Source organism: Rosenbergiella sp. YN46, from assembly GCF_036620675.1.
Classification (GTDB): domain Bacteria; phylum Pseudomonadota; class Gammaproteobacteria; order Enterobacterales; family Enterobacteriaceae; genus Jejubacter.
Genome location: NZ_JAZHEE010000068.1, coordinates 1 through 6,112 on the forward strand (window position 1 = coordinate 1; position 6,112 = coordinate 6,112).

10 protein-coding genes are annotated in these 6,112 nt (G+C 42.2%); 2 read left to right on the forward strand and 8 right to left on the reverse strand.

The window, feature by feature from the left end:
* Positions 1–334 precede the first annotated feature (334 nt).
* The 8 genes from V3W49_RS22290 to V3W49_RS22325 form a co-directional block, all read right to left on the reverse strand.
* On the reverse strand, positions 335–592 hold the full coding sequence (locus V3W49_RS22290; RefSeq protein WP_004199355.1) for a hypothetical protein: 258 nt from the start codon (positions 590–592) through the stop codon (positions 335–337).
* Positions 589–753 (reverse strand): hypothetical protein, encoded by a 165-nt coding sequence (locus V3W49_RS22295; RefSeq protein WP_162838210.1) that lies wholly within the window; start codon positions 751–753, stop codon positions 589–591. The genes V3W49_RS22290 and V3W49_RS22295 overlap by 4 nt, the downstream gene beginning before the upstream one ends.
* 74 nt (positions 754–827) lie before the next feature.
* A complete protein-coding gene (locus tag V3W49_RS22300; RefSeq protein WP_500148143.1) occupies positions 828–1,166 on the reverse strand; it encodes a hypothetical protein in 339 nt (112 codons plus the stop codon).
* A gap of 93 nt (positions 1,167–1,259) precedes the next feature.
* Positions 1,260–1,502: a hypothetical protein gene (locus tag V3W49_RS22305; RefSeq protein WP_000008707.1), complete on the reverse strand. Its 243-nt coding sequence runs from the start codon at positions 1,500–1,502 to the stop codon at positions 1,260–1,262.
* A complete protein-coding gene (locus V3W49_RS22310; protein WP_074423240.1) occupies positions 1,492–1,761 on the reverse strand; it encodes a hypothetical protein in 270 nt (89 codons plus the stop codon). The genes V3W49_RS22305 and V3W49_RS22310 overlap by 11 nt, the downstream gene beginning before the upstream one ends.
* Before the next feature lie 8 nt (positions 1,762–1,769).
* Positions 1,770–2,321, reverse strand: coding sequence for a hypothetical protein (locus tag V3W49_RS22315; protein ID WP_500148144.1), 552 nt, complete (start codon positions 2,319–2,321; stop codon positions 1,770–1,772).
* A 60-nt stretch (positions 2,322–2,381) separates the two neighbouring features.
* The gene (locus tag V3W49_RS22320; RefSeq protein ID WP_065806172.1) at positions 2,382–2,618 is read right to left on the reverse strand and encodes an RNA-binding protein; all 237 of its coding nucleotides are present in this window, start codon (positions 2,616–2,618) and stop codon (positions 2,382–2,384) included.
* A gap of 58 nt (positions 2,619–2,676) precedes the next feature.
* Positions 2,677–3,192: a DnaJ domain-containing protein gene (locus V3W49_RS22325; protein ID WP_001549904.1), complete on the reverse strand. Its 516-nt coding sequence runs from the start codon at positions 3,190–3,192 to the stop codon at positions 2,677–2,679.
* A gap of 1,397 nt (positions 3,193–4,589) precedes the next feature.
* Between V3W49_RS22325 and V3W49_RS22330 the strand changes: the two genes are divergently transcribed.
* Entirely contained in the window at positions 4,590–5,495 is a 906-nt protein-coding gene (locus V3W49_RS22330; protein ID WP_065806191.1) for a replication initiation protein, read from the forward strand.
* An 8-nt stretch (positions 5,496–5,503) separates the two neighbouring features.
* Complete coding sequence (locus tag V3W49_RS22335; RefSeq protein ID WP_500148145.1) at positions 5,504–5,947, forward strand: hypothetical protein; 444 nt, start codon at positions 5,504–5,506, stop codon at positions 5,945–5,947.
* Positions 5,948–6,112 lie beyond the last annotated feature (165 nt).

A 6,112-nucleotide genomic window follows, 5' to 3' on the forward strand; every position in this document is an offset into this window, starting at 1 on the left:
TTCATAAATCTCTCCAACAAGAACCGACTGTAGGTCACCGGGCAAACGAGTAAAATGCTAGCATTTTGCGGCGTTTGCCCTATCCTGCATCGCAATGAACTACCTCCACACTCAAATTGTGCTTCAGCGTCCATCGAAATGCAAAAAATGAAAGGCTATCATGGCTGTGATCTGGTGCGTCTGCGACCGGAAACAACGGATTTGCGGCTAGCTTGGGTGGAAATAAATTCGCTGCGCGAATGGCCTGGCAGGGAGCGCGAGCGCTGTTTTGCGGAATATACAAAAAAGCACCTCCCGTAAACGGGAGGGCTTCGGCGATTCAGGAACGGGAATTTTATTCTGCCTCTGGTGTGTCGCCTTCCATGCCCTGACGGGCATCATGGAGCCAGCGACGGAGGTTACTCATTCTTTCCCGGTTTGCCCGGCTGGGACTTTTACCCCTGTTACCGCTTAGTATACTCCAGACTCTTAACCCGGCCTCGTTAGTCCAGTGCAATACAATTTCCCCTTTGCTGTTAAATCCCAGCGAAAACCGGACAGCTCCCCGCCTCTGTTCTGCACTGATAAAATCTAAAAATTCCTGTTTTTTCATAGCACCTCCTGTTTTTTTATCAGTGCTTTTGTTTCTTTCTTTTCCAGGGCTTTTCTGAGTAATGCCATGTACTCAGGAAAAGCAGAGAATGGCATCAAGGGAAAAACTGGACGCCCACCCTTTTCAACAGTCTGTATTGCTGATAACATGCGTTCCGACATTTTATATTCCTCGCGAGGAAATTGAGTGTCACGGTATCAGGTTGCCTCCACAACCTGATACCACCCTTAATTAATTAACTCCGCAGTTCTCTTATCGCTTCATTTTTGGCTTCCTCCAGTTCTTTAAGGGTATATGCGAAATTCTTCCAGTTAGTTACTTCGTTTATAACCTCAGATTTACTTAAACCACATTCATTAAACCAAAAGTTAATATTTTTCTTGAGGGAATTTTTCGCCGTCAATTCCTCGGACAACAATTCACTAGCAGACGTGATGACATAACCACGACCGCGATTTTTATCTTCGAAAGAATGAACGGCAAGGAAGAGAGTTTCTGAATGGACAAAAGCGGAGCAGGTGATTTTTTCTTTCTTAGTGTTTAAAGCCTGGAAAGTGATAACATAAGTGTTCATTTTAGTCTCCCGCCCGTTTGGGCTACTGGATCATGGTAAGGAACTATTCCCGACCTACAAACAAATTATACCATCATATGATGGTAATGCAATTTATTTAGTCACTTTATCCTGATTTTTTTCTCGCTTAACGAGCTGGTAATCTGGATGTTCATCAGCCAGGAGCAAAAGTAATTCATACGTACCAGCGGCTAAACCGCGAGATGTTTTACCGGATGTTTCTTTGGCTTGCCAGGCTGATAACGTAAAACCAAACCGTTCAGCGGCTTCCTGCTGCGTAAAGCCAGCTTTGATACGTGCTTGTTTAACCTCTTCAGGTGTTGGTTTAAAACTCATGATTTTGTACCTTCACGATAGTATCTGAATAGAATTGCAATAAAATTGGATCATCAATTTCATCTTTAACGTTACAGAATTCTTCATGATAAAATGATTTTTGGAAAACAACCTTTTTAGTTGTTTTTTTATCCTCTTCTTTAGAGCGTACCTTCATCAGTTTTTCAAGTTCAATAAACAAACGTGTTGCATCTTCAGATACAACAATCCTGTATGTTACATTACCTTTGTTTTTCCTGTCGCTCAGGATCTCATTCATTTTTTGCCTCATAACTGTTTAATAAACCCCGCTACCTTTATGAGCTGATCCACACTCAGGCCACGAATTACCATTTCATATCCGTCGCCCCGTTCTGATACGTTACCATCTAACCCATTCTCAACTTTAAACCCGGTTAATGTCCCATGCCAGCTTTCAAGACGCACTAAACGAGATAACATTCCTTTCAGGATCTGTTTTTGCTCGCGTTTTCTCTGTAACTGTTGTTCATATTCTCGCGCCATATCTACATTATCTAAAGCATCCGTCAGGATTTTCTTTTCAATATCGGCGGCGATTTCTACAGGGTTACGTTCTGGCGATAATGTGCAAGTATGGTAAGGACTTCTCCAGCTTCGACTGTCTACGCTTCCAATGATAACTAACCTTCCTTTCTCCATTCGAATATGTATAGAGTAATTTTTAAACTGAGGTGAGGTTAGCTTAATCCTGTACTGGCAATCATCGAGCAGGTTTACACGCCAACCGCTCCCCAGGATTCGACAAACGATTTCAAACACAGGTTTATACCGTTCAAAGAAATTTTTCTGTTCTTTCATCTGATTCAGCCTTTTGAACTCAACAAAAAAGCCGTAAATCGAATTACGGCAGTTTTAAGACTATTCGTCAAAGTATCCATCATCACTTGCAGCTTCCTGGGCTTCGCATTCCTGCTGATATGCTTCTTCCTTTGCAAAAAGATGCGCCCATCCTTCTGCGTTTAAGCCACGGTGTAAGACTGAACCATTTTCATTGCATTCTTTGGCTGTAACTTCGATCTCATCCGGTAAAATGTAGGCTCCGTAACTTTCAAAAATGTTTATCAGCTCCGCTTCCGTTATGGTCTTGTTTTTCATCAACGTGTCTCCGTATCAATCTTTGCCATGTTCTAGGGGGCTTTCGCCCCCGTTCCGGTTATGCGCTAGCTTCTACACGTCTCCAGCCTGACGCCTTACGTTTACCCGCTGTACCATACATTTCACGGATTTCTTCAATACTGTGTTCTTTACGGTTCCAGCGGCTTTTGTGTTCTTCAGGACGGTAAAACCATTGTTTTTTCTTCGATGCCCACTTACAGCCCATTTCCTTTAAAATATCTTTGTGTTCTTTAGTTTCTCCGCTAATCCAGACCCAATTACCAATGACTTCATAAACAATCCCTGTAAGGCCGGAAAGCGTATTCAAAACTTTTTCCAGATCTTCACCGTAGTTGTAACGTGCATTTTCATCAGTGCTTTGAAACTGATTGATTTTATCAATATTAGCCATGAGAAAATCAAACGCTGCATTTACTGCTTTCATCAGCTCGGCACCCAATGGATTGCGATCTGGATGATATTTTAAAGCCGCTTTTTTGTATGCCGCCTTGATGTCCTTTTCAGTCAGATCACCGGATAAACCAAAAACGTTTAATGCTTCCTGAATATTCATTTTTCGCTCCCGCCCGTGTGGGCTTCTGGAATCTGGCAGGGAACCATTCCCAACCAACAAATTCATTATACCATCAAATGATGGTTATGGAATCATTTTTAATGCTTTACATTGTAAAGATTGTATAAAGATGTATATTGCTTTACCGTGCATGAACATGAAGGTGTTTCTAAAAGAGGCGCGAACTGTAGTTACATAATGCGCTGTCGTAACATCGCGCCGGAGACGTTCGCCAGTCCTGGCGAACCAACAAGCCCGAATGAGAGCGATAACCCCCCTCACCCCTGCCAGGCCAATTTCTGGCTATCAGACGATGTTTAGCCTGTCGCAGTTAGCGCGTGAGCTTGCGAACGGTACGCCGGGTCAGTGTGAAACACTGGCGCGGGGCGCTGTATCTGCGCGTTATGAGATGCGTTAGCAGCGAATTACGGGGCGTGTTGCTGAAACCGATTGATGCCTGACAGCAAAAAATGAATCCGGGTGCCAGCTTCTACACGACAATTGCCAGCAAAAAACGATTGGCCACCGTCGCCAGTCGTGAAATTTTGCTGGCATCCTGTGCGAGCGGAGATCACCCCAGGCTAATTTTTGGCTTGTTATGTAAAAACGAGCTGTATGACGTTCTAAGCGCATTTTACCCGCTCCGTTGAACCATGACCGGGTAAAAGCCGTTAAAATGCTTCTGAGGGCTTCTGATTGCGTTTTAGGATTGGATCGATAAAGGATCGCGCTAGGATCTTTTCAGAGAGATCACACCGCTCGCCGCAGCCGAACGACAGGGCGAAGCCCGCGAGTGAGCGAGGAAGCGGAATTTCTGTAGGGTTGCAAAGAGCACTTTCGCGCTGGGGTCACGTCTGAGCAACTGAATCTCTAATGCTGTAGCAAGCGCTGTCATGGATCTGCCTTTGAATTTTTAATGCCTGTTATCCACAACCCTTTTGCATTAAAAGACTTATCTTTTCTTTCTTTTCTTTAAAAACTTAAAGACTTAGGAGGCTTGTAAGTTACTGATAAAAAATAGGAAAAAATGTTAAACATGAGAGGATAGTACGTGAAACATGAGAGCTTAGTACGTTAAGCATGAGAGGATAGTACGTTAAACATGAGAGCTTAGTACGTTAAACATGAGAGGATAGTACGTGAAACATGAGAGCTTAGTACGTGGAATCCACAGATCTATCTGAAGATCTTCAGATCTTCGGATCTTCATGAAAACAGTATATTTTTTATTCTTATTTTTCCCCCGCTGTTCCTCTCTGAGCATGCTATGTACTATCTCAGGGCTTCTAAACATGAGTGGATTGTACGTTCTGTACAACGCTTCATATCACATCATGAGAAAAAAAATTTGAATCTCATGTTTTGATTGGTAGGATGGAGAAAATAGTGAGGTCATGATGAGACTTAAAGTTATGATGGATGTGAATAAAAAAACAAAGATTCGTCACAGAAATGAACTAAACCATACTTTAGCCCAACTCCCTTTACCCGCTAAGCGTGTAATGTATATGGCGTTAGCTCCTATTGATAGTAAAGAGCCTCTTGAACGAGGGCGAATTTTCAATATTAGAGCTGAAGATCTGGCTTCCCTTGCCAAAATTACCCCTTCGTTGGCTTACAGGCAGTTGAAAGAAGGTGGAAAGATTTTAGGTGCGAGCAAGATCTCTTTGAGAGGGGATGATATTATTGCTTTAGCAAAAGAGCTTAACCTCCCCTTCAATTCAAAAAATACACCAGATGAATTAGATCTCAACATCACTGAATGGATTGCATATTCTAAGGATGAAGGGTACTTATCCCTTAAATTCACCCGTACAATTGAACCATATATATCAAGTCTAATTGGTAAAAAAAATAAATTCACTACGCAATTACTTACTGCCAGCCTCCGTCTGAGTAGTCAATACTCTTCATCTTTATATCAGTTGATAAGAAAAAATTACTCTAACTTCAAAAAGAAAAATTCTTTTGTGATTTCTATAGAAGAATTGAAAGATGAATTGATTGCTTATACATTTGATGGTGACGGTAATACTGAATATAAATATCCTGATTTCCCTATATTTAAACGGGATGTACTTAACAAATCAATAGCAGAAATAAAGAAAAAAACTGAAATATCTTTTATCGGCGTTTCTGTTTTTGAAAAAGAAGGCCGGAAAGTAAGTAAGTTACAGTTTGATTTTATAGTTGATGAAGATGAATTTTCTGGAAACGGTGATGATTTATTAACGGCTTTCAGTGAAGAAGATAGTGCATTCTTAAAAGAATTTGATAAAGCAGTTCCTCCTAAAACAAAGTGAGGTGAAACATGGCTAAGATCTACGAGTTTCCGCAGGGAGCTGAACGAGGTAAGCTGAAAAAAGAGATCATCCGGGAACGTAAAAAACGATTGCGGGAAAAGAACGGCAACCCGGTTATCCGGCACTCTAAATGGTTCTGGTTTTATCTACGTCTTGCTACAGCTGGCGCACTGCATTTAGTCTCTGTTATTACTCTGGCAATCCTGGGTGCTTTCAGTAAAGCTATTTTCTGGATTGGTGGCCTGCTCTGTGTTGTTACATGGTTCCACCTTGAACGCCAGTTCTGGACGCCGCAAAATTTCACCATTCCAGTAATCGTAACGCTGTGGGGATTGAGTTTGTTTGCCACTCCCCTGATGGAGCTGCTTAACAAAAAAATGCCGTGGTATCGTCTTCTGGTTCCTGATGCAAAGCACACTAGCACTGAGGCAACCAGTGATGATCAGCTGTGAAGAAATAATGTTAGCCCGTCGGCTTGCAGTGCTTCTTTCAGCCTTTTATCATCGGTTTATCATAGCGCACGAGGTGAGTTCTTTTCACTGCGATGCAGGATAGGGCAAACGCCGCAAAATGCTAGCATTTTACTCGTTTGCCCGGTGACCTACAGTCGGTTCTTG